Origin of the sequence: Streptomyces sp. TLI_55 (genome assembly GCF_900206255.1) — a bacterium.
In the GTDB taxonomy this organism is placed as follows: domain Bacteria; phylum Actinomycetota; class Actinomycetes; order Streptomycetales; family Streptomycetaceae; genus Streptomyces; species Streptomyces aquilus.
On record NZ_OAOJ01000001.1, the window covers coordinates 5,497,343 to 5,521,622 of the forward strand.

At 70.4% G+C, this 24,280-nt stretch carries 22 protein-coding genes and 1 riboswitch; of the genes, 9 read left to right on the forward strand and 13 right to left on the reverse strand.

The features are described from left to right. Positions 1-22: 22 nt before the first annotated feature. From CRP56_RS25365 to CRP56_RS25375, 3 genes are all read right to left on the reverse strand, one after another. Complete coding sequence (locus tag CRP56_RS25365; protein ID WP_097267674.1) at positions 23-469, reverse strand: transglycosylase SLT domain-containing protein; 447 nt, start codon at positions 467-469, stop codon at positions 23-25. Between the two features lie 3 nt (positions 470-472). Then, a riboswitch (cyclic di-AMP (ydaO/yuaA leader) is annotated at positions 473-655 on the reverse strand. Positions 656-877: 222 nt separating this feature from the next. Continuing rightward, positions 878-2,878 (reverse strand): CocE/NonD family hydrolase, encoded by a 2,001-nt coding sequence (locus tag CRP56_RS25370; RefSeq protein WP_097274452.1) that lies wholly within the window; start codon positions 2,876-2,878, stop codon positions 878-880. Positions 2,879-2,894: 16 nt separating this feature from the next. Continuing rightward, positions 2,895-4,397 (reverse strand): peptide MFS transporter, encoded by a 1,503-nt coding sequence (locus CRP56_RS25375; protein WP_097267677.1) that lies wholly within the window; start codon positions 4,395-4,397, stop codon positions 2,895-2,897. Between the two features lie 207 nt (positions 4,398-4,604). Between CRP56_RS25375 and CRP56_RS25380 the strand changes: the two genes are divergently transcribed. The 5 genes from CRP56_RS25380 (at position 4,605) to CRP56_RS25400 (ending at position 10,076) form a co-directional block, all read left to right on the forward strand. Continuing rightward, complete coding sequence (locus tag CRP56_RS25380) at positions 4,605-5,615, forward strand: polyprenyl synthetase family protein (RefSeq protein WP_097267679.1); 1,011 nt, start codon at positions 4,605-4,607, stop codon at positions 5,613-5,615. Positions 5,616-5,807: 192 nt separating this feature from the next. After that, positions 5,808-6,698, forward strand: coding sequence for a CHRD domain-containing protein (locus tag CRP56_RS25385; RefSeq protein ID WP_097267681.1), 891 nt, complete (start codon positions 5,808-5,810; stop codon positions 6,696-6,698). Between the two features lie 266 nt (positions 6,699-6,964). Next, positions 6,965-8,167, forward strand: coding sequence for a LolA family protein (locus CRP56_RS25390; protein WP_097267684.1), 1,203 nt, complete (start codon positions 6,965-6,967; stop codon positions 8,165-8,167). A 39-nt stretch (positions 8,168-8,206) separates the two neighbouring features. Further along, positions 8,207-9,175, forward strand: coding sequence for an ABC transporter ATP-binding protein (locus CRP56_RS25395; RefSeq protein ID WP_059192967.1), 969 nt, complete (start codon positions 8,207-8,209; stop codon positions 9,173-9,175). After that, positions 9,162-10,076: an ABC transporter permease gene (locus tag CRP56_RS25400; protein ID WP_097267685.1), complete on the forward strand. Its 915-nt coding sequence runs from the start codon at positions 9,162-9,164 to the stop codon at positions 10,074-10,076. Before CRP56_RS25395 ends, CRP56_RS25400 begins: the two co-directional genes overlap by 14 nt. A gap of 1 nt (position 10,077) precedes the next feature. Here CRP56_RS25400 and CRP56_RS25405 read toward each other — a convergent pair whose 3' ends face one another. Together CRP56_RS25405 and CRP56_RS25410 are read right to left on the reverse strand one after the other, a co-directional pair. Then, positions 10,078-10,662 carry a flavodoxin family protein gene (locus tag CRP56_RS25405; RefSeq protein ID WP_097267687.1) on the reverse strand — a complete coding sequence of 195 codons (585 nt, stop codon included), beginning with the start codon at positions 10,660-10,662 and terminating at the stop codon, positions 10,078-10,080. Positions 10,663-10,771: 109 nt separating this feature from the next. Continuing rightward, positions 10,772-11,272: a DUF6668 family protein gene (locus tag CRP56_RS25410; RefSeq protein WP_097267690.1), complete on the reverse strand. Its 501-nt coding sequence runs from the start codon at positions 11,270-11,272 to the stop codon at positions 10,772-10,774. Positions 11,273-11,487: 215 nt separating this feature from the next. Here CRP56_RS25410 and CRP56_RS25415 point away from each other — a divergent pair, with 215 nt between their 5' ends. Next, entirely contained in the window at positions 11,488-12,816 is a 1,329-nt protein-coding gene (locus tag CRP56_RS25415) for a tetratricopeptide repeat protein (RefSeq protein WP_097274454.1), read from the forward strand. A gap of 30 nt (positions 12,817-12,846) precedes the next feature. Here the strand turns inward: CRP56_RS25415 and CRP56_RS25420 are convergent, their stop codons facing one another. From CRP56_RS25420 to CRP56_RS25435, 4 genes are all read right to left on the reverse strand, one after another. Beyond that, positions 12,847-13,797 (reverse strand): M28 family metallopeptidase, encoded by a 951-nt coding sequence (locus CRP56_RS25420; RefSeq protein WP_097267692.1) that lies wholly within the window; start codon positions 13,795-13,797, stop codon positions 12,847-12,849. Between the two features lie 151 nt (positions 13,798-13,948). Further along, a complete protein-coding gene (locus CRP56_RS25425) occupies positions 13,949-14,422 on the reverse strand; it encodes a VOC family protein (protein WP_097267696.1) in 474 nt (157 codons plus the stop codon). A gap of 65 nt (positions 14,423-14,487) precedes the next feature. Next, positions 14,488-15,489 (reverse strand): EamA family transporter RarD, encoded by a 1,002-nt coding sequence (gene rarD / locus CRP56_RS25430; RefSeq protein ID WP_097267700.1) that lies wholly within the window; start codon positions 15,487-15,489, stop codon positions 14,488-14,490. Positions 15,490-15,631: 142 nt separating this feature from the next. After that, positions 15,632-16,486, reverse strand: coding sequence for an SDR family oxidoreductase (locus tag CRP56_RS25435; protein ID WP_097267703.1), 855 nt, complete (start codon positions 16,484-16,486; stop codon positions 15,632-15,634). 92 nt (positions 16,487-16,578) lie between these two features. Between CRP56_RS25435 and CRP56_RS25440 the strand changes: the two genes are divergently transcribed. Both CRP56_RS25440 and CRP56_RS25445 read left to right on the forward strand, forming a co-directional pair. Then, positions 16,579-16,980, forward strand: coding sequence for a winged helix-turn-helix transcriptional regulator (locus tag CRP56_RS25440; protein ID WP_097267706.1), 402 nt, complete (start codon positions 16,579-16,581; stop codon positions 16,978-16,980). A 206-nt stretch (positions 16,981-17,186) separates the two neighbouring features. Then, positions 17,187-17,420 (forward strand): hypothetical protein, encoded by a 234-nt coding sequence (locus CRP56_RS25445; RefSeq protein ID WP_373559764.1) that lies wholly within the window; start codon positions 17,187-17,189, stop codon positions 17,418-17,420. A gap of 60 nt (positions 17,421-17,480) precedes the next feature. Here CRP56_RS25445 and CRP56_RS25450 read toward each other — a convergent pair whose 3' ends face one another. From CRP56_RS25450 to CRP56_RS25460, 3 genes are all read right to left on the reverse strand, one after another. After that, the gene (locus tag CRP56_RS25450; protein ID WP_097267708.1) at positions 17,481-18,560 is read right to left on the reverse strand and encodes a 2-oxoacid:ferredoxin oxidoreductase subunit beta; all 1,080 of its coding nucleotides are present in this window, start codon (positions 18,558-18,560) and stop codon (positions 17,481-17,483) included. Beyond that, positions 18,553-20,481, reverse strand: a complete 1,929-nt coding sequence (locus CRP56_RS25455) for a 2-oxoacid:acceptor oxidoreductase subunit alpha (protein ID WP_097267711.1) — start codon at positions 20,479-20,481, stop codon at positions 18,553-18,555. Before CRP56_RS25455 ends, CRP56_RS25450 begins: the two co-directional genes overlap by 8 nt. A gap of 266 nt (positions 20,482-20,747) precedes the next feature. Next, complete coding sequence (locus CRP56_RS25460) at positions 20,748-21,407, reverse strand: response regulator transcription factor (RefSeq protein ID WP_306459468.1); 660 nt, start codon at positions 21,405-21,407, stop codon at positions 20,748-20,750. A 259-nt stretch (positions 21,408-21,666) separates the two neighbouring features. Between CRP56_RS25460 and CRP56_RS49115 the strand changes: the two genes are divergently transcribed. Then, positions 21,667-22,725, forward strand: a complete 1,059-nt coding sequence (locus tag CRP56_RS49115) for a quinone oxidoreductase family protein (RefSeq protein ID WP_306459451.1) — start codon at positions 21,667-21,669, stop codon at positions 22,723-22,725. A gap of 148 nt (positions 22,726-22,873) precedes the next feature. Here the strand turns inward: CRP56_RS49115 and CRP56_RS25470 are convergent, their stop codons facing one another. Beyond that, on the reverse strand, positions 22,874-24,220 hold the full coding sequence (locus tag CRP56_RS25470) for a sensor histidine kinase (protein ID WP_097267719.1): 1,347 nt from the start codon (positions 24,218-24,220) through the stop codon (positions 22,874-22,876). Positions 24,221-24,280 lie beyond the last annotated feature (60 nt).

Sequence of the window (24,280 nt, forward strand, 5' to 3'; positions counted from 1 at the left end):
CGAGAGGCTGGACGACCGGACCTCAGTACGCGCCGTACACGTTGTCGATCGAGCCGTAGACCGCGGCCGCGTAGTTGCAGGCCGCGGTGATGTTCGCGACCGGGTCGTAGGAGTCCCACGACGTGCCGGCCACGTGGTACGCGTTGAACGTCGGGTCGATCACCTGGAGCAGGCCCTTGGAGGGCGTGCCCGCGGCGGCGTTGGAGTCCCAGTTGTTGATGGCGTACGGGTTGCCCGAGGACTCACGGATGACGTTGCGGTAGATGCCGTCGTACGTGCCGGGAATGCCGTTCTGCGCCATGACCTGGAGCGAGGCGCGGATCCAGCCGTCGAGGGTGTCGGAGTAGCCGAGCGAGGTGGCGGTGACCGTGGTGGTGGTGGCCGCGGACGCGGTGGTCGCGCCGACGACGGGGAAGGCGAGTGCGGCGACGGCGGCACCGGTGACGGCGAGCTTGCGGGACAGACGCATGACGAAGTTCCTCTCCGGCGCCTGCGAGGTGAGCTGTCGGGTTCGGGCGGGAGCTGCCCGGCCATGCCCGAGAAGGCATGACTTCACCCCGAGCCGTACCGGTATGTCCGAAGACGTCCGGCCCGGCGACTTACCTGGGTCCCCCGCTCCTGCCGTGAAGTTCTCTGAGTGAGGTGAGCGGTCTACGGGCGGCGGCAGGATTCGGCGTCCGCCCGGGCCCGGAACGTATGCGACTGCACATGTCCGAAACAAGTACCGGATTCACAGATCGCACCTGTTGACCTTGGTGTCCGGCTTGTGCGCCCCGGAATTCCGGGGTTTTCGGACAAGGTGAGGGCAGGGTGAAGTGAGCCAACTCACCGTCGAGAACGAGAACGGCAAATCGGGCAATAAACCCTCAACTGGCGGTTAACCGGCGCTTCGTGGAATCCGCTTCTCCCAGGTCCGGTGGAAGACCACCTCGCCGCCCTCGCTGCAGATCACCTCGTTGGAGGTCAGGAACGCGGTCGCCTCGCAGGTGATCTCCGAGCGGGTGCGGACGGTGGTGTCCCAGCCCAGCTCCGGCCGGTGCAGCCGGATCGACCAGACCGAGCGGGCGCGGGCCGACAGCGGGTCCGACTCCTGGATCGTGTACGTCTCCAGTGCGTCCTCGGTGAACTCCAGGCCGTCGGGGTAGAAGCGGGTGCCGCCGTAGCGCGGGTCGACCTCCAGCCGCCACTCGCCCTTGGCGACATCCCGTACGACCAGCCGCTCGGGGCGGGGCTCGTCGAGGGTGGCCGGGTAGTTCACGCCCAGGGGTTCCGACTGCTCGGGCTCGCCGAAGCCGATGCCGGTGTCCGAGTCCACGTCATGTGTCCTGACCGGCAGTTCGAGGAAGCTGCCGGCCGGGTCCAGCGTGAAGCCGGCCTCGGACTCGGGCTGCGGCCAGATCCACGGCCAGTACGCGGAGGAGACCGCGAGCCGGATGCGGTGCCCGGGCGGGAAGACATGCCCGATGCCGTTCAGCTCGAAGACGACCTCCCCGCTCGCCCCCGGCTCCCACGGCACCGCCCGGTCCCGCCCGTGCCGGGCCGACAGGTTCAGCACGCCCCGGGTGACCAGCGTCGACGACCCGTCCGGCGCCACATCGCACAGCCGTGCGATCACCTGTCCGCGCGGCACCTCGCACGTCACCCGCAACCGCACCCGGGGCCGCCCCAGCACCCATGTCTCCTCACCCACCGCGAACTCGAAGCAGGCCGACCGGGCGTCCTCCTCCCGCTGATCCGGCGGCAGATCGGCGTCGTTCCCGAACGGGAAGAAACGCCCGGCGTCCACGCCCGTGTGCTGCGGGGAGCGGACGAGGACAGGGGCGCCCTGGAGGCCGTACGAGACCGTCGTGACGTGCGGGGAGGGCCAGGCCGGCTCGCCGACCCAGCGGCCGGGGAGCGTGTCGTAGACCGTGGCGGGGCGGTGGGAGTCGCTGATCCAGGACCGCAGCAGGGGTTCCCGCATGACGCCGGTGTCGACGCCCTTGAGGTGCTGGTCCCACCAGCGCAGGGTCTCCTGGAGGAAGCCGATCGCCGGGCCCGGCGGCAGCCCGCGGTCGGGGTACTGGTGGGACCAGGGGCCGACCAGCCCGCGGACCCGGTCCGGCGGCAGATGCTCGACCAGCCTGAGCACCGTGTCGCGGTACGGGTCGTGCCAGCCGCCCACCGCCAGGACCGCCGCGTCGATCGCGCCGTAGTCCTCGCAGACGCTGCCGTGCCGCCAGTAGGCGTCCCTGGTCTGGTGGTCCAGCCAGGTGTGGATGAACGGGTCGATGTGCTCCAGGCGCTTGAGCCACATGTCCCGCCAGGCCAGGCCCGCGTACTGCGGGTCCGGCGGCCGGGAGACGAAGGCCAGCATGGTCGCGGCCCAGGCGTGCATGTCGACGGCGAGGACGGAACCTCCCATGTAGTGCACGTCGTTGTCATAGCGGTCGTCCGTGGAGCAGACCGTGACGACGGCCTTGAGCGGCTCGGGTGCGAGGGCCGCGATCTGGAGGGAGTTGAAGCCGCCCCAGGAGATGCCGAACATGCCGACCTTGCCGTCGCACCAGGGCTGCGCCGCCAGCCAGTTGACCACCTCGACCCCGTCGGCCAGCTCCGTCGCCGAGTACTCGTCCGTGGGCAGCCCGCCGCTGTTGCCGTGCCCGCGGACGTCGACGCGCACGGAGGCATAGCCGTGGCCCGCGTACCAGGGGTGGCGCTGGAAGTCGCGGGGCGCGGTCCAGTCGGTCAGGCGGTAGGGCAGGTATTCGAGCAGAGCGGGTACCGGTTCCTGGGTGAGCGGTCGCCACACGCGCGCGTACAGCTGCGTCCCGTCCGGAAGCGGGATGCGCAGGTCCTCGTGGGTCGTCTCGTAGGGGAAGGACGTACGGATGTGCAGGCTCATCGCTGTGACCTCAGTGGACGGGGTGCATGGTGCGGCGCAGCCAGGGCGCCGCGGCCATCACCGCGAGGCCCGCGGCCACCGCGATGGCGCCGTTGACGCCGAAGTAGGCCGGGTGGGAGACGTCGTCGTAGAGCTTCACCGTCTGCGCCTGGATGCCGTTGGCGAGGGCGAGCGAGAGGAACCAGAGGGACATGGTCTGACTGGAGAAGGCGGCCGGGGCGAGCTTGGTGGTGGCCGACATGCCCGAGGTCTCCAGCAGGATGTCGCCGAGCCCCAGCAGCAGGTACGACCCGACGATCCACCAGGCGGACATGAGGTAGTCGTCGGAGGAGTGCCCGGAGGTCGGCAGGACCATCAGCAGGAACGACAGCCCGCCCAGGACGACCCCGATGGCGATCTTGTTGGAGGCGTGCGGCTGACGGCGGCCCATCCGCACCCACAGGGCGGCCACGAAAGGCGCGAGCCCGACCTCGAAGGCGCCGAGCGCGGAGGCGTACCAGCTGGCCGGGAAGTCGAAGCCGAGGATCGTGGTCTCGGCGTTCGTGGAGGCCAGCAGCATCATCGTGCTGTAGGCCTGGAAGAGGATGAAGTTGAAAACCGTCGAGGCCAGGAAGAGGACGACGTACGGCTTCAGCCGGCCGCGTTCCTCGGCGGTGACCCTGGGGCTGCGGAACATCACCGCGAAGTAGACGACCGGCGCGATCACGGAGACCAGCGTGAGCAGGTCGACGAACCGGTCCATGGTCAGCCAGCCCGCCAGGGCGAGCGCGGTGGCGATCACACCCGCCACGACGACGCCTACGACGATCAGCCGCACCGCCCGCCCCATCGCCTCCGGCGCGAGCGCGAACTCCGCGGCGTGCCTTCGCCCGGCCAGGTGACGGCGCCCGGCGACGTACTGGACCAGGCCGAAGGTCATGCCGATCGCGGCGGCCGAGAAACCCCAGTGCCAGCCCTTGTGGTCGCCGAGCCAGCCGGTGATCAGCGGGCCCGCGAAGGCGCCGATGTTGATCGCCATGTAGTAGAGCGCGAACCCGGCGTCCCGGCGCTCGTCGTCGGTCCGGTAGAGCTTGCCGACCATGGTGGCCACATTGGGCTTGAGCAGGCCTGTTCCGGCGCTGATGAGCCCCAGGCCCACCCAGGTCATGGTCGCGGTCGGCACCGCCATGGAGTAGTGCCCGCAGGCGATCAGGATCCCGCCCCACAGCACCGCGCGGTAAGAGCCGAGCATGCGGTCGGCGAGCCAGCCGCCGGCGACGGAGACCAGGTAGACGAGGGTGCCGTAGGCCGCGGAGACGGAGGCGGCGGTTCCGGCCGCCATGCCCATGCCCCCGTGCGCCACCGAATCGGCGAAGTACAGGACGAGGATGGCCTGCATGCCGAGGAACGAGAAGCGCTCCCAGACCTCCAGACCGGAGAGGGTGAGCAGGCCTTTCGGCTGGCCGAAGAAGGCGGTGTCGTCCTCGGGGGGCGGCTGGTTTCCGGGGTCGACATCGACGGTGGTTCGCGACACGCTCTACTGCTTCCGGGTAAGTCGATGGATATCCGTACTTTTCAGTTGATCAGAAACATACCGGGCGTGATCCGATACCGCCCGCGCTGCACGGGTGGGGGGCGACGGTGATCGAAAGGTGACCGGATACGCTGACTTGAGTGAAGGCAGCGACCTATCGACATACCGCGTAATCGCCAGAAGACACCAGCAGACAGGAGACCCCTCGTGACCGTCGTCGGGCCGTTCGGGCTGAGCGTGCGGGACCAGGCTCTCGAAGCCGATGTCCAGGCCGGATTGGCTGCTGTCGAGGAGGGTTTGCTCGAAGCCACCAAGAGTGAGGTCCCCTTCATCACGGAGGCCGCACAGCACCTCGTCCGCGCGGGCGGCAAGCGCTTCCGGCCGCTTCTCGTGATGCTCACTGCCCAGTTCGGTGACCCCTATGCGCCCGGAGTGGTGCCCTCGGCGGTGGTCGTCGAGCTGACCCACCTGGCGACGCTCTACCACGACGACGTCATGGACGAGGCGGCCGTCCGGCGGGGCGTGGACAGCGCGAACGCCCGCTGGGGCAACTCCCTCGCCGTCCTCACCGGCGACTTCCTCTTCGCCCGCGCCTCGCAGATCCTCGCCGACCTCGGACCCGAGGCGGTCCGCATCCAGGCCGAGGCGTTCGAGCGGTTGGTGACCGGACAGATCCTGGAGACCGCGGGGCCGGTGGACGGCCGGGACCCGGTCGAGCACTACCTCGACGTCCTCGCCGGCAAGACCGGCTCGCTGATCGCCGTCTCCTGCCGGTTCGGCTCGATGATGGCGGGCGCCGACGAGTCGGTGGTCGACGTGCTCACCCAGTACGGGGAGCGGCTGGGCGTCGCCTTCCAGCTCGCGGACGACGTTCTCGACATCGCCTCCGAGGGCCACGAGTCGGGCAAGACGCCCGGCACGGACCTGCGCGAGGGCATCCCCACGATGCCGGTGCTGCGGCTGCGGGAACGCGCGGCGCGGCTGGGGCTGGCCGAGGACGCGGCGCTGTGCGAGCTGCTGGACTCCGACCTCGCGGACGACGAGCGGCTCGCGGAGGCGTTGGCCGCGTTGCGGGCGCATCCTGCGTTGGAGCAGGCTCGGCGGGACACGGTGCGCTTCGCGGAGGAGGCGCGGGGTGCGCTGGCTCCGTTGCCGGAGTGTGATGCGAAGGCTGCGCTGACGGAGCTTTGTGACGCGGTGGTGCATCGCGCGGGGTAGGTTCTGCGGCTTGGTGTTCGTTGCCGGATGCGGGTTCGTGGGGGCTGAGCGCGCGGTTCCCCGCGCCCCTGAGGGGCGTCAGTGTGACGCCCCTCACATGGTTGGACTGAGTCCAGTCTAAGATCCGCCCCGTATGTCTTCTCGGAAGCCGGCGCAGGGGGTGTCGGCTCTTCTCAACGGGGAGACGAGTTCATGCGTAAGACGCTGATCGTCGGTGCTGTTGCCCTGGCCGTTGCCGGTGTTCCCGGCTCGGCCTTCGCCACCGGCGGGAACACCACCGAGACCGCCACCGTCCTCGCCACCAGCCTGCGCGGTGCCAACGAGGTGCCCGCAGGGGACACGGACGGGGCCGCGTTGGAGTTCGTCAAGGTGGAGGGGGACCAGGTCTCCGTCGCCGTGAAGTGGCGGGGGCTCGACCGGCCCACCGCCCTGCACATCCACCAGGGCGCCAAGGGGACCAACGGGGGCGTCAAGGTCGACTTCACGAAGCTGCTCGGCAAGGCCGAACGGCACAGCGTCACCGGCACCGTGCGGGTGAAGGACGCCGCGCTGCTCGACGCGCTGAAGTCCGACCCGGGGTCGTTCTACGCCAACCTGCACACCAAGGAGTTCCCCGGCGGTGCCGTCCGCGGCCAGCTCCACAAGGTCACTGTCGCCGGGTTCGACTTCCGTGGCGCGCTGCGGAACTTCCAGGCGTCCGTGGTGAAGGGCGAGCAGATCTACGAGTGCAAGGCGGCCACGGGCGGCGGCTACGCGTTCGCCCAACGGGACGTCAGCGCCCTGCTCGGCGGCCGTATCGCGCACTCCTTCGTGGCCCCCAACTCCGGTACGCCGCAGTGGGTCGCGCCCGACGGCAGCGCGGTCACCGGCGCCGTGCTGTCCCGGACCCCGAACGGCGACGGCAACATCGCCGAGCTGGACCTGAAGGCCACTCAGTCCGGCAAGCACCACGGCCTGCTGGCCCGGACGACCGAGATCCTGCGGCTCAACACCGTCGGCGGCGTCGCCCCGGCCGGCACCTGCACGCCGGGGGACATCGTCGGGGTGCCGTACCACGCGGACTACGTGTTCCTGCGCGACTGATCCGCACGACCCGGAGCGGCGTCCTCCGTGCGACCCCTACGGGTCGAGGGGGGCGCCGCCTCCGTGTGTCATACCCCAGGTGTACGCGGAGTTGAGCCCGCGGGTTGACGCCCGGACGGCGCCGATTTGGTGAGATGGGAACCACGGGAAAACACCAATCCTCACCGATTCGGGTGAGAATGGCGGCTACGGGATGGACGAGGGGCCCCTCCCCATGAGGGAGAGCTTCACGGGACGCCGCCGCCGACGACGGAGGTAAGGCAGACATGGCACCGTACGAATCCGACGACAGCACGCTCGCGGAGGAGGCCGACGACCTGCGCGCCGGGCGACGCAAGGCCGCGCGGTACGTCGTCCCGGTCGCGGTCGTGGGGGTGGCCGCGGCGACCATCGGGCTCGTCCCGGCGCTCGCCGACTCCGGCGACCCCGACCTGCCGAAGATCAGCGCACAGCAACTCATCGAGAAGATCGCCGCGTCGGACGTACAGCAGCTGTCCGGCACCGTGAAGATCACCACGGATCTGGGGCTGCCCGACTTCGGCGGCCTGGGCGACGCCTTCACGGGCGGCGGTTCGCGCTCCGGCGGTGACGGGTCCTCCGCCGACCCCTCCACCAAGCTGACCGAACTCGCCACCGGCACCCACACCCTGCGCGTCGCCTCCGACGGCCCGGACAAGCAGAAGGTCTCGATCCTGGAGGACGCGGCCGAGTACAGCCTCATCCACAACGGCAAGGACGTCTGGGGCTACGACAGCAAGTCCAACGAGGTCTTCCACGGCACCGCCGACGAGAGCGCGAAGCACGAAGAGGAAGCCCCGGCCACGCCCAAGGACTTCGCCGACGACGCCCTCAAGGCGGTCGACGACACCACGTCCGTGACGGTCGACGGCACCGCTCAGGTGGCCGGCCGGGACGCGTACCGGCTCGTCATCAAGCCCAAGGACGCCGGGTCCACGATCGGCCAGATCACCGTCGCCGTGGACGCCAGGACCGGACTGCCGCTGAAGTTCACGCTGACCCCGTCGAGCGGCGGCGCGGCTGTCGTCGACGCCGGCTTCACCCAGGTCAGCTTCGCCAAGCCGGCCGCGTCCACCTTCGACTTCACCCCGCCGAAGGGCGCGAAGGTCACGGAGGAGGACAGCGACGGCACCGTCGCCCCGCGGGACAAGCGCGGACCGGAGGGGCTCAGCGGGCTGGACGGCCTCGACGGGCTGAACGTCATCGGGGACGGCTGGGACTCCATCGCCAGCTTCGACACCGGCGGCCAGGGCATCCCGTCCGGCTCCGAGGTCGGCGGCGACTTCGGCGGCTTCCTCGACTCGCTCGGCGACAAGGCGAGCGGCAAGTTCGGCGAGGGCACCGTCTTCAAGACGCGGCTGATCAACGCCCTGATCACGGACGACGGCAAGGTCTACGTCGGCGCCGTGACCAAGGAAGCGCTGGTGAAGGCGGCGGACGCGGCGAAGTAGCCACCGTACGCACTGCCCGGGGACGAATCGAGGGAGCCGATGGACCAACCGCCCGCCACGGAGCCGCATCCCGAGGGCGCGGGTGACAGCGTCATCCACACCCGCGCGCTCACCAAGCGCTACCGCGGCGGGCAGCTCGCCGTCGACGGTCTCGACCTGACCGTCCCGGCGGGCAGCGTCTTCGGCTTCCTCGGCCCCAACGGCTCCGGCAAGACGACCACCATCCGCATGCTGATGGGCCTGATCGAGCCCACCTCGGGCACGGCCCGCGTCCTGGGCCGCCCCATGCCGCGTGCCACCCGGGCCGTACTCCCGCACGTGGGCGCGCTGATCGAGGGCCCGGCCCTCTACGGCTTCCTCTCCGGCCGCGACAACCTGATCCGCTACGACGCGGCCGACCCGACCGCCGACCCCCGCACCCGGCGCGCCCGCGTCGCCTCGGCCCTGGACCGGGTGGGCCTGTCGGCGGCGGCCGGCAAGAAGGCGAAGGCGTACTCGCTGGGCATGAAACAGCGTCTGGGCCTGGCATCGGCCCTCCTCCAGCCCCGCAAGCTCCTGGTCCTGGACGAGCCCACCAACGGCCTCGACCCTCAGGGCATGCGCGAAATCCGCTCCCTGGTCCGCGAGTTGGCCTCCGACGGGACTACGGTCTTCCTCTCCTCCCACCTCCTCGACGAGATCGAGCAGGTCTGCACGCACGCGGCGGTGATGGCCCAGGGCCGCCTGATCACCCAGGGCCCGGTGACAGACCTGGCGGCCAAGGGCCGTTTGGTGGTGACGACACCGGACACGGGGGAGGCGGCGAGGGTCCTGAAGGAACAGGGAGCGGCGGATGTGGTCATCACGGAAGACCGCGTGACGACAGAGCCCCCGGAGGGCGAACTGGCTGACATCAACGCAGCGTTGGTGGAGGCGGGGGTGCGAGTCAGAGGCTTCGCGGTGGAACGAGCGTCACTGGAAGAGGCTTTCGTGGCCCTGACGGGGGAGGGCTTCGATGTCGCAGGCTGAGTTGACTCACCAGGGGCGCGGGGAACTGCGCGCCCAGCCCCCACTCGCCCGCAGCCGCCGAACAATCCTCCGAGGCACCCTCTTCGCCAACGAACTACAAACCACCTTCCGCCGCTGGCGCACCCTCGCCCTGCTCACCGTCCTCGCCGCCGTCCCCATCCTCGTAGGCATCGCCATCAAGATCGAGACCAGCGACGGCGGCGGCGTAGGACAGGGCCGCGGCGGAGAAGGCCCCGCCTTCATCTCCCAGGTCACCAACAACGGCCTCTTCCTGGTGTTCACGGCGCTGGCGGCGACCCTCCCCTTCTTCCTCCCCATGGCCATCGGCGTCATCGCGGGCGACGCGATCGCGGGTGAGGCCAACGCCGGCACCCTGCGCTATCTGCTCGTCGCCCCGGCGGGCCGCACCCGCCTGCTGCTCACCAAGTACGCGACGGTGATGACGTTCTGCGTGGTCGCCACCCTGGTCGTGGCGATCTCGGCACTGGCCGTCGGTGCCCTTCTCTTCCCCCTGGGTGACCTGACGACCATCTCCGGTACGCGGATCACCTTCGCCGAAGGGCTGGGCCGCGCCCTCCTCATCGCCCTGGTCGTCGCCGCGTCACTGACCGGCGTCGCGGCCCTCGGCCTGTTCGTCTCGACGCTCACCGGCAGCGGCATCGCGGCGATGGCGACGACCGTGGGCCTGCTCATCACGGTCCAGATCCTCGACCAGATCCCCCAACTGCACGCGCTCCAGCCGTACTTCTTCTCGCACTACTGGCTGTCCTTCGCCGACCTCATGCGCGAGCCCGTCTACTGGGACGACCTCCAGAAGAACCTCGGCCTCCAGGCCCTGTACGCGGCGGTGTTCGGCTCGGCGGCATGGGCGAGGTTCACGACGAAGGACATCACGGCGTAGCTCAGGCCTCTTCGTAGGGGAAGCGCGCGAGCGGAGCCTCCTGCGCGAAGAACGTCTTCGCGCGCGCCAGCGCCTCCGTGTCCCGCAGCACGTCACCGGGCTTGCTGCCGTTGCCGAGCAGCACCCCGCCGAACCGCATCCGCATGTACGCCGCCGAGTTGTTGAGAGTGCCGACCAGCGGGTCGGCGACCTCGAACTCCTCGTGGGCGAGCGCGGTGACGCCCCACAGGGTGCGGCCCGCCATCGTCGCCTTGAAGTCGACGCCGGGGGTGCGCAGCCAGCCCGACCAGTAGTCGAGGTAGCGCTTGGCCTGGCCGGAGAGCGAGTACCAGTACAGCGGCGACGCGATCACGATGTCCGTCGCGGCGATCGTGGCGTCGAAGAGCAGCCCCGTGGCCCCCTCCGCCGGCCGCACATGGTCGCTGTCGTGCCGCAGGTCCTCGAAGTCGGGCAGCGGATGCTTCGCGAGGTCGATCCAGCGCTGCTCGACGTCCGCGGGCAACTGCTCGGCGGCCCGCCGGGCCAGCAGCTCGGTGTTGCCGTCGCTGCGGCTGCTGGCCAGGAGGAACAGGAAGCTGCGGGGCATGAGGACTCCAGGCGGTAGTGGCGTACGACGATTACCTGCACCTGCATCATATGCACACGCAAGCAATTGTCCAAGGGGCTTCTTCTCGGCGCAGGCGCCCGACCGCGCCTCAGTGCCCCCGCCCGGCCGCGCCCGTCAGCCGGGCCAACGACGCCGTCTCGCGCGGCGGATGCCCAGACAGGTCGCCGAGCCGCCAGGCCGGGACCCACGGCACCCGGTACACGTCGATCACCGACTCGATGACCTTCACGTGCTGGGCGAGCGGTTTCGGAAGCCGCCCCGGCGCGTCCGCGACCAGCACCACCGCGTCGAGGTCGAGCCCCTGGGGGGCCGCGCCGCGCCGGAAGACCTCCAGGGCGCTCAGTACGGCGGCCAGCCCGGCCGCATGGGTGCGGGCCACGAGCAGCACCGACGGGGGATCGGCGGGGCCGGGCCAGTCCCGGCCGCAGTCGTGGCCGCCGTAGACGAATGAGAGAGTGGAGGTGCCGGCCCCGCCGTGGGTGCCGACCCAGGAGAAACGCCGTGCCGTGGTGGCAGGGGAGGGCTCCGGCGGTGGGTCCTGCGGTACGGCCACCGGCCCGCGGATCCAGATCTCCGGTCCCTGCTGCACGTACGCTCTCCTTCCCGAGGGCTCTCCCGGCCCGCCTGGGACGAGTCTGTGACGCCACGGTGACGTGAGTACCGGGAGCGAGCGGAGAGACTACTCAACAGTACGTGTACGACCGGCTCTTGACGCCGGGGAGCGGAAGGCCGACGGCCGGAGGGAGCACCATGGAACGCGAACACGCCGTCCGCCCACTCTCCGACGCACCGAGTGAGGGAACGATGTCGCGACTTGGCCGTGAGAAGCCGGAACAGCGCAGTGCCGTGCTCGCGGCGCCGCTCGACGTGCTGGTCGGACCCGGCGGTGCCACGGTCGGCGGCGTGCCGGTCGGCGCGGTCGCGGGCGAGGAGATCCAGCAGACCGTCCTGAACCACCTGCACCGCATCGCCCTCGCCACCGGTCACCCCGTCCACGCGACGGTCCGTGACGAGCGCATCGGCTATGTCGTCGCCCTGCGGATCGAGCGGGACGGTTCCAGCCAGTTCACGGCGGAGCCGCGGCCCACGGCCCCGTCGGCCGGGGTGGGACAGACGGCGTGGCCGACCGCGGCGGGGCAGGAAGAGCCGGTCCCGGTGCCCGCGGCGCCGGTCGCGCCACCGGGCCTCGCCTCTCCCGTGGCCGATGACCGGCCCCAGCGCGACAAGCCCACCCACGTCCTCCGCGCCCCTTCCGAACCGTCGACCTTCCTCCTGCGATCCCTCCCGGAAGAGGCCGCGACGGACGAGGATGCGACGGACGGGGAGGCGGGCGAGGGGCAGGCGCCGCGCGATGCCGTGCCGACGTTCCGGCTGCGGGCCGTACCCGAGTGGGTGGAGAACGCGGCGCCGGGCACCGTCGCGCCCCCGACGGGACAGTTCGGCCCCCCGCCGGTGATGGACGCACCGCGCACGGACGTGTCCCCGGCGGACGCCGAGCCTCAGCCCCAACCTCAGCCGCCCTCCACGCCCTCCGTCCCGAAGCCCGTCCTCGACCTCGGCGCGTCCGCCCGTCTCGACGACCCCGACCCCAAGCCCACCCCGCCGCGCGGCTTCGACGCCGTCGCCGAGGCGGTGCTCGGGGACGATCCGGCGACCGCCTACGACGGTGGCGGCACCGCGATGCTCGCCGAGCCGATGGCCCGGATCAACGAGGCCGTCAAGGAGGGCCGGACGGAGGAGGCCGCGCGGCTGTCCGAGCAGACCGTGGCGCAGGCCACCCGGGCGCTCGGCGCGGAGCACCCCGAGGTGCTGCGGCTGCTCGAACTCACCGCGTACATCGCCTACTTGGCCGGTGAGCCGGTACGCGCCTTCGGGCTCTCCCTCGACCTGGCGAGGACCCGCCGCCGCACCCGGGACGCCGAGGCCGCGTACGGCAACGTCCAGAGCGCGGCGACCGCCTGGCGTGCCGTACGCGACCCGGAGCTGGGCCTGCGCATGGGCGTGGACCTGATCGGGCTGTGGACCGAGCTGACGCGCGAGGACGGTCCGGCGGCCGAGGACATCGAGCAGCTGGAGTCCGCCCACGCCCGGATGAACCGCCTCGCCGACCGCGCCCGCAAGCTCAGCCAGTAACCGCGCGGGCCACGAGAGCCACCGGGGCCGCTACGAGGACAGCGCCCACACCGCGTACGCGATCGCGTCGCTGTTCCGGTTCAGCGCCGTGTCGTTGATGTTGGACGCGGTGTCGCAGGACGCGTGGTAGCAGCGGTCGAAGGCCTGTCCCGACGTACCGCCCCACTTGGCCGCCTGCGCCGCCGTCTTGGTGTAGTCGGCGCCGCTGAACAGCCCGCCGACCGGCACTCCGGCGTTCTTGAACGGGGCGTGGTCGGAGCGGCCGTCGCCCTCGGTCTCGATCTCCGTCGCGACGCCGAGGCCGGCGTAGTAGTCCTTGAACGTCTTCTCGATCGTGGGGTCGTCGTCGTAGACGAAGTAGCCGGGGTTGGGGGAGCCGATCATGTCGAAATTCAAGTAGCCGCTGATCTTCGCTCTGTTCGCCGACGAGAGGTTGTTGACGTAGTAGCGCGAGCCGACCAGGCCCAGCTCCTCCGCGCCCCACCAGGCGAATCTCAGGTGCTTGGTGGGCTGGTAGCCCGCGCGGGAGACGGCCAGCGCGGTCTCCAGGACGGCCGCCGAGCCGGAGCCGTTGTCGTTGATGCCGGGTCCGGCGGTGACGCTGTCGAGGTGCGAGCCGGACATGACGACCTGGTTGGTGTCGCCGCCCGGCCAGTCCGCGACGAGGTTGTAGCCGGTGCGGCCGGAGGACGTGAACTGCTGGATCGTGGTGGTGAATCCGGCCGCGTCGAGCTTCGCCTTCACATAGTCGAGCGAGGCCTTGTAGCCGGCGCGGCCGTGCGCGCGGTTGCCGCCGTTGGCGGTGGCGATGGACTGGAGCTGGGTCAGGTGCGCCTTGACGTTGGCGACGGGGATGTCCGGGGCGGCGGCCACCGCGGGGTGCGGGGCGGGGGCCGCCCCGGCTATGGATCCGCCGATCAGGAGAGTCGCGGCCGCGGTGACGGCGGTGGCCGTGGCGCGTCCGGGAACCGAGAGCTTCATGTGGGGGGCTCCGAATTCCTTGGGAATCACAGGGATTCCACAGTGAATGGGGTGCCTGGATGGTGAAGCTGTGACTGACTCTCCGTCAAGAGCGGTATCAGGACACGGGTGTTCGTATACCGGGCGGCGTCCCCGCGGCCGGTCGGCGCGGTCACTGCACGCAGAACTCGTTCCCCTCCGGGTCCGCCATCACCACCCACGCCCCCGAGGGCTCCCGCACCTCCCGCAGCACCCGCGCGCCGAGCCCGGTCAGCCGCCCGACCTCGGCCTCCCGCAGCCCGTCACCGGGGTGGAGGTCGAGATGGAGCCGGTTCTTCACTGTCTTCTCCTCCGGCACCCGCTGGAACAGCAGCCGCCGCCCGAGCCCGGTGCCGCTGTCCTTGTCGTACGGGTCCGCGGGATGCCGTACGGCCACCAGGTCGCGGAAGGCGAGCCGGGCGTGGAACTCGGCGGTGGCCTCGCGCGGCAGCGCGCCGAGCTCCAGGAGGCGCTGGATCAGGGCGTCGTTGTCCTCGATCTCGTAGTGCAGCGCGGCGGCCCAGAAGTCGGCCTGGGCCTGCGGGTTCGCGCAGTCGATCACGACTTTCCAGTGGACGGGGTCGGGGGTGGGGGATGTCGATGTCATGCGGCCAGTTATAGCGCCGCCCGCGGCCAGGAACTGTCCTAAAGGGCCTCGGCGGTGAACGCCGTCTACGGCTTGGCGTCCACCGGGTCGGGTCCGGCGGTGACGCTCTCGGCCTTCCGCGCGGCGCTCGTGGTGCCGGTCGCGATGGTGGCGGCGGGCCTGTGGATCTCCGCCCTCAGCCTGTGGGCCGAGCGCAGCGCGTCCCAGGTCAGCAGCGACAGCGCCAGCCAGACCAGCGCGAAGCCCGCCCAGCGCTCGGGCGGCATGGCCTCGCCGAAGTAGAGGATGCCGAGCAGGAACTGGAACACCGGCGCCAGGTACTGGAGCAGACCGAGCGTGGACAGCGGCACGCGGATCGCGGCGGCGCCGAAGCAGATGAGGGGGAGCGCGGTGACCAGGCCGGTCCCGGCGAGCATCGCGGCGTGGCCGGGGCCCTCGGTGAGGACGGTGGCGTCGCCGTGCGAGGCCAGCCAGATCAGATAGCCGCTCGCGGGCAGGAACTGCAGCGCGGTCTCGGCGGCCAGCGACTCCAGGCCGCCGAGGTTGACCTTCTTCTTCACCAGGCCGTAGGTGGCGAAGGAGAAGGCGAGGATCAGCGAGATCCACGGCGGCCGTCCGTACCCCACCGTCAGCACGATCACCGCGGCGGCGCCGACCCCGACCGCCGCCCACTGCACGGGCCGCAGCCGCTCCTTGAGGAGCAGGACGCCCATCGCGATGGTGACCAGCGGGTTGATGAAGTAGCCGAGCGAGGCCTCGACGACCCGGTCGTTGTTCACGGCCCAGATGTAGACGCCCCAGTTGACGGCGATGACGGCCGCGGCGACCGCGATCAGCGCGAGGCGGCGCGGCTGGCGCAGCAGCTCGCCGGCCCACCGCCACCGGCGCAGCACGAGCAGGGCCAGGGCCACGACGAGCAGCGACCACACCATCCTGTGGGCCAGCACCTCGAACGGCCCGGCGGGCTTGAGCAGCGGGAAGTACAGGGGGAACAGCCCCCACATCCCGTACGCGGCGAAGCCGTTCAGCAGTCCTATGCGTCGCTCACCGCTCGGCTTCCCGGTCACGGGCCCTCCTTCTCACGTTCGTCGCCTGCAAGAAGGTAGCGCCGAGCACCCCCGCCTGTCATGTCCGTATCGCCATACGGTCATGACAGGCGGGGGTGAGGGGCTCTCGGGGCGCCGTCAGCCCTTGAGACCTTTCGGAACCTCAGCCCTTGAGGGCCGCGGCGATCGCGTCGGACAGCGGGGCCGTGGGGCGGCCCGCGAGGCGCGACAGGTCGCCCGAGTCGACGACCAGCTCGCCCTTGGCTATGGAGACGTCCACGCCGGCGAGGATCCGGGCGAACGGCTCGGGCAGCCCGGCGCCGGTCAGGATGCCCACGAGGGCCTCCTCGGGCACGGCGTTGTAGGCGATCTCCTTGCCGGTCTGCTTGCTGAGCTCGGCCGCGTACTCGGCGAAGCTCCACGCGGTGTCGCCGCCGAGCTCGTACGTCTGGTTCTCGTGGCCCTCGCCGGTGAGCACCGCGACCGCGGCGGCGGCGTAGTCGGCGCGCGCGGCGGAGGACACCCGGCCCTCGCCGGCGGCGGCGACGACGGCGTTGTGCTCCAGGACGGGGGCGAGGCTCTCGGTGTAGTTCTCGTGGTACCAGCCGTTGCGCAGCAGCACGTAGGGCAGGCCGGAGGCGAGGAGAACCTTCTCGGTGGCGCGGTGGTCGTCGGCGAGCGCGGCGCTGAGGGTGCCGGGGGCGCTGGTGTAGGCGAGCAGGGCGGCGCCGGCGGCCTTGGCGGCGTTGATCACGACCGTGTGCTGGCCGGGGCGGTCGTTGCCGACCTCGCTGCCGGAGATGAGGAGCACCTTGTCGCCGGCGGCGAAGACGTCGTCGAACGTCTCCGGGGCGTTGTAGTCGGCGACGGCGATCCGCACGCCCTGTGCGGCGAACTCGGCGCCCTTCTCCTCGCTGCGCACGACCGCGGTGACCTGGTCGGCCGGCACCTTCTCCAGCAGCTGCTCGATGACGTGGCGGCCCAGGTGGCCGTTGGCTCCGGTGACGACGATGCTCATGATCTGCGTTCTCCTTGTGGGGTGCGGATGGCACTAACCGTAGGAGATGCGCTAACTGCTGGAAAGTACCCACTTTGAAGTAAGGTACTTGCATGGCAGTAAGTGCTACAGAGGTGAATACAGAGACGAATGCCGAGGCGATGTGCCCGTACCGCCTCGTCCTGGAACACGTCACCAGCCGCTGGGGCGTCCTGATCCTCATCGAGCTCATGGACCGCCCGTACCGCTTCAGCGAACTGCGCCGCGCGGTCAGCCGCTACGGCCGGGGCGTCAGCGAGAAGATGCTGACACAGACCCTCCAGACCCTGGAACGCGACGGCCTGATCCACCGCGACGCCCACCCCGTGATCCCCCCGAGGGTCGACTACTCCCTCACCGACCTGGGCCGTGAGGCGGCGGAGCAGGTGCGGGGGCTCGCGGTGTGGACGGAGCGGCGGATGGAGGACGTGGAGAAGGCGCGGCAGATGTACGACGAGACGAAGAACCGCGCCTGAGCTCTGAGCGGGCGTCGACGAGTGGTGGCCGGTGGGTTCGCCACTGATGTGATCACGCTAAAGAGTGGGTCTAAAGCGGGGTTTGGCGGGTCATCTATGAGTAACCAGCGTCAAGTCCGCCTATGTGACGACCTTGTCGCCGCCGAGTCGTGCATTGCACCCCTGCAAAGGAGCCCACCGTGGTGTTCGACGAACCCCAAGTCCGTATCTTCTCCCGAAGATTGGGCTGGACCCCCCGCCAACGAGGCAGTGTGACCGGCGGGACCTGCCCCGACGTCTTCGAACTGACCGACGGCAACTTCGCCGTCATCGGCACCGAGGCCACCGCCGAACTCGACCCCCACCTTCCCTCCGACGCCGCCCGCGCAGACTACGAACGCATCGTCGTGATCACCCGCGAAACGCTGATCAGGGCCAAGCGGGACATCCCCGACGCCTGATCCGACAGACGGGCCTGGGCACGCGATCCGTACCCAGGCCCCGCCATGTCGGAAGAAGCGTCAGCCCACAACCGTCCAGGTGTCCCCACCCGCCAGCAACGACGCCAGATCCCCCTTGCCGTTCTGCTCGATCGCCGTATCGAGCTGGTCCGCCATCTGTGTGTCGTACACCGGGCGGTCCACCGACCGCAGCACGCCGATCGGGGTGTGGTGCAGGGTGTCCGGGTCGGCGAGCCGGGAGAGGGCGAAGGCCGTGGTCGGGGACGCCGCGTGGGCGTCGTGCACCAGGACGTCCGCCTCGTTCTCCGGCGTCACCGTCACCACCTTCAGATCACCCGTCAGACGGTCCCGTACGACGCCCTTCGCGCCGTCGGTGCCGAAGCGGATGGGCTGCCCGTGTTCGAGGCGGATCACCGCCTCTTCCGCCTGCTGCTTGTCCTTGAGGGCCTCGAAGGCGCCGTCGTTGAAGATGTTGCAGTTCTGGTAGATCTCGATGAGTGCCGTGCCCGGGTGCGCGGCAGCCTGGCGCAGTACCGAGGTGAGGTGCTTGCGGTCGGAGTCGACCGTCCGGGCGACGAAGGAGGCCTCCGCGCCGATCGCGAGGGACACCGGGTTGAAGGGGGCGTCCAGGGAGCCCATCGGCGTCGACTTCGTGATCTTCCCGACCTCGGAGGTGGGGGAGTACTGGCCCTTGGTCAGGCCGTAGATCCGGTTGTTGAAGAGGAGGATCTTCAGGTTGACGTTGCGGCGCAGGGCGTGGATGAGGTGGTTGCCGCCGATGGAGAGGGCGTCTCCGTCGCCGGTGACCACCCAGACGCTCAAGTCCCGCCTGGACGTGGCGAGTCCGGTGGCGATGGCGGGGGCGCGGCCGTGGATGGAGTGCATGCCGTACGTGTTCATGTAGTACGGGAAGCGGGAGGAGCAGCCGATGCCGGAGACGAAGACGATGTTCTCCTTGGCGAGGCCGAGTTCGGGCATGAAGCCCTGGACGGCGGCGAGGATGGCGTAGTCACCGCAGCCGGGGCACCAGCGCACCTCCTGGTCGGACTTGAAGTCCTTCATCGCCTGGCGTCCCTCGGCCTTCGGGACGAGGGAAAGCGCCTCGATCGTGCCCGTGCCTTCCGTGGACGTCTCAGCCATCGATGGCCTCCTTGAGAGCCGTGGCGAGCTGTTCGGCCTTGAACGGCATTCCGTTGACCTGGTTGTACGAGTGCGCGTCGACCAGGTACTTCGCCCGGATCAGCGTGGCGAGCTGCCCGAGGTTCATCTCGGGGATCACCACCTTGTCGTAGCGCTGCAGAACCGTGCCGAGATTCCGCGGGAACGGGTTGAGGTGGCGCAGATGGGCCTGGGCGATGGACTCGCCGGCCGCGCGCAGTCGGCGCACGGCGGCGGTGATGGGGCCGTACGTCGATCCCCAGCCCAGCACCAGCGTCCGCGCCTCGTGCGGGTCGTCGACCTCGACATCGGGTACGTCGATGCCGTCGATCTTGGCCTGCCGGGTGCGGACCATGAAGTCGTGGTTGGCGGGGTCGTAGGAGATGTTGCCGGTGCCGTCCTGCTTCTCGATGCCGCCGATGCGGTGTTCGAGGCCGGGCGTGCCGGGGACGGCCCAGGGGCGGGCCAGGGTCTGCGGGTCGCGCTTGTACGGCCAGAAGACCTCGGTGCCGTCGTCCAGGGTGTGGTTCGGGCCCTGCGCGAACTGCACGGTCAGGTCCGGGAGTTCGTCGAGCTCCGGGATGCGCCAGGGCTCGCTGCCGTTGGCGAGGTAGCCGTCCGACAGGAGCATCACCGGGGTGCGGTAGGTGAGCGCGATGCGGGCGGCCTCCAGCGCCGCGTCGAAGCAGTCCGCCGGGGTGCGCGGCGCGATCACCGGGACCGGTGCCTCGCCGTTGCGGCCGAACATCGCCTGGAGCAGGTCCGCCTGTTCGGTCTTGGTCGGCAGACCGGTCGACGGCCCGCCCCGCTGGATGTCGATGACCAGCAGCGGCAGCTCCAGGGAGACCGCGAGACCGATGGTCTCGCTCTTGAGCGCCACCCCCGGACCACTCGTCGTGGTCACCGCCAGCGAACCGCCGAACGCCGCGCCCAGCGCCGCGCCGATGCCGGCGATCTCGTCCTCCGCCTGGAAGGTGCGGACACCGAAGTTCTTGTGCTTGCTCAGCTCGTGCAGGATGTCCGAGGCCGGGGTGATCGGGTACGAACCCAGGAACAGCGGCAGGTCCGCCTGGCGGGACGCGGTGACCAGTCCGTAGGACAGCGCCAGGTTCCCGGAGATGTTGCGGTAGGTGCCGACCGGGAAGGCGGTGGCCGCCGGGGCGACCTCGTAGGAGACCGCGAAGTCCTCGGTCGTCTCGCCGAAGTTCCAGCCCGCGCGGAAGGCGGCGAGGTTCGCCTTCATGATCTCGGGCTTCTTGGCGAACTTCGAGGCCAGGAACCGCTCCGTGCCCTCGGTGGGCCGGTGGTACATCCACGACAAGAGGCCGAGCGCGAACATGTTCTTGCTGCGCTCGGCCTCTTTGCGGGACAGGTCGAATTCCTTGAGAGCCTCCACCGTGAGTGTCGTCAGAGGTACAGGGTGGAGGCTGTACCCGTCGAGCGACCCGTCCTCCAGGGGACTCTCGGCGTACCCGACTTTCTGCATCGCCCGTTTGGTGAACTCGTCGGTGTTGACGATGATCTCGGCGCCGCGTGGCAGATCGCCGATGTTGGCCTTGAGGGCGGCCGGGTTCATCGCGACCAGCACGTTCGGCGCGTCGCCCGGGGTCAGGATGTCGTGGTCGGCGAAGTGCAGCTGGAAGGACGAGACACCCGGCAGCGTTCCGGCAGGCGCCCGGATCTCGGCGGGGAAGTTGGGGAGAGTGGACAGATCGTTGCCGAAGGAGGCCGTTTCCGAGGTGAAGCGGTCGCCGGTGAGCTGCATGCCGTCGCCCGAGTCCCCCGCGAAGCGGATGATCACCCGGTCGAGACGGCGGACGTCCTTCGTTCCTGCTGCTTTGCGCTGCTCTCCCACGACGGCTTCGTCGGCCTGCTCCGCTGGGCTACTGACCTGGCTGGTCACTGAACTGGACCTCCCTCGAGGCGGCTGTCCGGGACAGGCCTTCCCGCAGGCCTTCCCTGGATCAACCCTACGTCCGTAAGGGTCGCCTTCCTGTGGCCAATCGCATGATGGACACGATTTTGAGACGCCCCTTCGCCCTGACTTGTCATGATTTACTCGCCCCCCGGCGCTTCCCTACAAGACGCGCACCGCTCCCGTTCGGTTCTGCTCCTCGGTACCGGCCCTGCTGACCGCTACACCCGTACGGCTGACATGGCGTCAGCTCGTCAGGAGTTCAGATAAGTGAGGACCGCGAGCACCCGGCGATGATCCCCGTCGCTCGGAGACAGCCCCAGCTTCAGGAAGATGTTGCTGACGTGCTTCTCCACCGCCCCGTCGCTCACCACCAACTGCCGGGCGATCGCCGAGTTCGTCCGCCCCTCGGCCATCAGCCCCAGCACTTCCCGCTCCCGCGGGGTGAGTCCCGCGAGCACGTCCTGCTTGCGGCTGCGCCCCAGCAATTGCGCGACGACCTCCGGGTCCAGCGCCGTACCGCCCTCGGCGACCCGTACCACCGCGTCCACGAACTCACGCACCTCGGCTACCCGGTCCTTGAGCAGATAGCCGACGCCACGGCTGGACCCGGCGAGCAGTTCGGTCGCGTACCGCTCCTCGACGTACTGCGACAGCACGAGCACCCCGAGCCGGGGATGGGCCTTGCGCAGCTGTACGGCGGCCCGCACCCCTTCGTCGGTGTGCGTGGGCGGCATCCGCACATCCGCCACCACCACGTCCGGCAGCGCCCCCTGCTCATCGAGCTCGGTGATGGTCTTGACCAGCGCATCGCCGTCCCCCACCCCCGCGACGACATCATGCCCACGGTCGGTCAGCAGCCGGGTCAGCCCCTCCCTGAGCAGCACTGAATCCTCGGCGATGACCACCCGCACCCTGTCCTCCACGATCCTCGGCCCCCCACAGCCTGACTCCGCACCCGTCTCCGCACCCGTCTCCGCGACGGGGCAAGTCCAGCATTCCAGTATTCCCACGGGCCCGTGCCGGAGCGACGGGATTCGGGCCCGATGAACGGGGTGTGAAAAGTGCCAGGGTGGCGGGTGGGCAGGGAATGCAGGCAGGCCAGGGGAGGGTTCGCGCCTTCGTCACGGGCGAGAGGCGTCCGGCGAGCGAGGGGGAGGCCCAGTGCGGGCGATGGCGTTCAACAAGACCGGCGGACCGGAGGTACTGCACCTCGTCGACCTCCCCACCCCCACCCCGGGCCCCGACGAGATCCTCCTCCGCGTCGCGTACGCAGGGGTCAACTACGGGGAGATCCAACACCGCCTCGGAGACTTCGGCGAGCCGGAGGGGGAGACGGTGACGGGGCTGGAGGCGGCGGGGGTGGTGGCCGCGGTGGGGGAGAGGGCGGCGGGGGAGCGGGCAGGGGCGGCCGTGTCGGCGGTATCGGTGGGGGACCGGGTCGCCGCGTATCTCCCCGACGGCGGTGGCTACGCCGAGTACGTCGTCGTTCCGGCCGCCTTCGCCTTCCCGCTCCCCGACGCCCTGGACCTGCGCACCGGCGGCGCCGCCGCGCTCGTCCTGACCACGGCGTACGGCGTCCTGGCGGGGGCGGCCCGCCTCGCACCCGGCGACACGGTCCTGATCCACGCCGCCGCGGGCGGTGTCGGAGGCGTGGCGGCACAACTGGCCCGGGCACTGGGGGCGCGGGCGGTGTACGGCACGGTGAGCACGCCGGAGAAGGCCGCGTACGCCCGCGCCGCCTTCGGCTACGACGAGGTCTTCGTCCGGGACGACTTCCCGGCGGCGGTGACGGCGGCGACCTCGGGCCGCGGCGTCGACGTCGTACTGGACCCGGTGGGCGGGCCGACCCGCCTGGCGAGCCTCGACGTGCTGGCCCCGTTCGGCCGGGTCGCGGTCTACGGGGAGGCGGCCCGCCACCCCGACCTGCAGCTCCCGGTCCTCCCGCTCTGGAAGAACAACCGCACCCTGACCGGCTACAACATCGGCGACCTGGCCCGCCGCGCCCCCGAGACCCTGCGCGCCCACGCCCTGAACGCACTGAGCCTGGCGGCGGCGGGAGCGGTACGGCTGGACATCACGGAGGAACACGACCTGACCGATGCGGCGAAGGCCCACCGCCTCCTGGGGGAGGGCCGCAACAGAGGAAAGACGGTCCTGAGGGTGGACGCGTCCTCCAGCCTGTTGCCTCTTCAGCGCGGGCCCGCGTCATCCAGCCCGTCCGGCGTTTGAGGACAAGGCCCTTTCAGGGCCGAAGCGGGGGTCTGGGGGCGGCAGCCCCCAGGGACGCGGGGTCGAAGGGGCGGCAGCCCCTGGAGGATGGGACGGGTAGGGGCGGCGGGGGCGAAACCACTGGACGCGAACCCCCACCCCCGTCACCTCACCCCCGCTCCCCCCGCCAAGGCAACTCCGCAGTGATCCGCGTAGGCCCCCCCACCGGCGAATCCACCACCAGAATCCCGTCCACCGCATCGAGCCGCTCAGCCAACCCCGCCAACCCCGACCCGCCGGAGGCACTCGCCCCGCCCACCCCGTTGTCCACCACCTGCAACATCAGCCGGTTCTCCACCCGCCACACATCCACGCCCGCCCACGTCGCCCGCGCATGCTTGCTGATGTTCTGCAGCAGCTCCGACACCGTGAAGTACGCGATCCCCTCGATCGCCGGCGCCGGCCGCTCCACCAGGTCCACCTCCACCTGCACCGGCACCGTGCACCGCGACGCCACCGCCGACAGCGCCGCGTCCAGCCCCCGGTCCGTCAGCACCGCCGGATGAATCCCGCGCGCCAGATCCCGCAGCTCCTGCAGCGCCGTCTTCACCTCACCGTGCGCCTCGTCCACCATCCGCGCCGCCGCCTGCGGATCCTCCGTCAGCTTCTCCTTCGCCAGCCCCAGATCCATCGCCAGCGCCACCAGCCGGGCCTGCGCCCCGTCGTGCAGGTCGCGCTCGATCCGCCGCAGATCCGCCGCCGCCGTGTCCACCACGACCCCCCGGTCCGACTCCAGCTCCACCACCCGCGTCGCCAGCCGCGACGGCCCCAGCAGCCCGTGCACCAGCACCCGGTCGACCTGCGTCAGCGCCCGCACGATCCACGGCGTGGCCAGCGTGAACAACAGCCCCACCAACGCCGTCACGCCGATCTCGAAGGGGTTGTCGAGATAGATGTGATGCGTCTCGTCGCCGTAGAGCTGAAGCCCGTCCTGCCCGCCGTACACCGGGAACAGCCAGAACCACAGCGGATACGTCAGCAGCGCCCATCCGTACGCCCAGAAGTTCACCGCGACCACGAACGAGAACACCGACCACGGCAACTGGATCACCGAGTACAGCAGCGCCCGCCACGAGGCACCGCTCTTCAGCACCGCCCCCATCCAGGCCAGGAACCCGTGCCCCCGCATCCTGAGCGGCTCCGGGTCCGCGACCTCCAGGCCCAGCAGCCCGCGCGCCCGCGCCCGCTCCATCGCCCCGAACCCCCGGCACCCGGCCAGCCCCGCCGCCAGCACCGGAACCCCGAGGAACGTCACCAGCAGCCCGGCACCGATCGCGACCATCGTGACGCCGTACGTGAACAGCAGGATGCTGACCGGCAGGCTGAGCAGCACATATCCGAACTCGCGCCATGTGCGCCCCTCGAACGGCGCCCGCAGCCCGGCCGGCAGCCGACGCCGCCGCGGCTCCTCGAGGAACCCGTAGCTCTGTCCGCTGTGTCCGTAATCCGTGGCCATCGGCGTCGTCCTTCTCTCGTCCCGCGCCTGGGTGTCGTATCGGTTGCTGTCGTATCTCCA